Annotated in this window: 2 protein-coding genes; one reads left to right on the top strand and one right to left on the bottom strand. The window is 55.4% G+C overall.

The window, feature by feature from the left end; all coding sequences use genetic code 11:
• The coding region (locus I5E_RS25910) for a hypothetical protein (RefSeq protein ID WP_031261005.1) at nt 1-240 on the top strand (240 nt) is incomplete at its 5' end.
• Between the two features lie 9 nt (nt 241-249).
• On the opposite strand, the gene I5E_RS23145 is transcribed toward I5E_RS25910, so the two are convergent.
• The coding region (locus I5E_RS23145) for a DNA cytosine methyltransferase (protein ID WP_148286819.1) at nt 250-952 on the bottom strand (703 nt) is incomplete at its 5' end.

Here is a 952-nt window from a genome sequence, read left to right as displayed (position 1 = left end):
ATTCAGCCGGTCCCGGGGACCTCTAGAGTCGACACCTTCGTTTTTCACGGCCTCCGCAAGAACGCCTGCTGCTACCTGTTGGAGATGGGCCTCAACGACAGCCAGGTCGGCGCGATGCTCGGCATGTCGCCTGAGATGGTGCGGCACTACGGTAAGCGGTCGCGTGCCTTGATGATCGCTGAATCTGCGGCTTCGATGATCCAAAGCCGCAGCGTAATCAGCTTTTATTCTGCTCGGTAGGCAACCTCATTACCATACATTCGGGATGGCTTCGGCGACCGCCTGAAAAACGGGAGGGGGAACAGCGTTGCCGATCACGCGATATCGGGAAGCAATACCCTGAGTTTCTGGGAAATGCAGATCCCCAAATCCTTGGAGTCTAGCAGCTTCTCGATAGGATATCCGTCTCGCCGGCGCGTCGTTCTCGAAGATCCACTTGTCCGTGTGAACGCGCAGCAGGCGAGGACTGATAGGATGAAGCGGAGCGTGTCTGCTACTGGCGACAATGGTCTTGCTCTGCTCGTCCCAACCGCGAAACCTGTTCCGCGATAGGTAATACCAGTGGAAATCTTGGGTATCAAATTCTCCTTCGGGCCATTCGGGAAGATCGCCGATTGCGTCCCTTATAGTCGGGCAGGGGGGGAGGCCATTTTCCGTATCAGCCGAGATGCTATGAGTCGGGTCAGGAAATTCGTACTTCAGGCCCAGATCGCTACGCATGCCGACGAAGAAAAGCCGACGACGCTCTTGCGGAACCCCAAACTCCCTAGCATCCAAAATCGCGGCCGAGACACGATAGCCGCTCATTCTAAACCGGGTAATTTGATTATTAAACAGATGCACGTTGTCTTCGCGAACCATGCCGGAGACATTCTCGACAACGAAGGCCTTTGGCTTGATCTGGCGCAGCGCGCGAACAAATTCGCGGTAAAGAAAGTTGATTTCCGTCTGG

Source organism: Curtobacterium sp. B18 (assembly GCF_000333375.1).
Taxonomy (GTDB): domain Bacteria; phylum Actinomycetota; class Actinomycetes; order Actinomycetales; family Microbacteriaceae; genus Curtobacterium.
The sequence above is the reverse complement of the archived record's forward strand: the minus strand, read 5'-3'. Positions and strand labels throughout refer to the sequence as shown.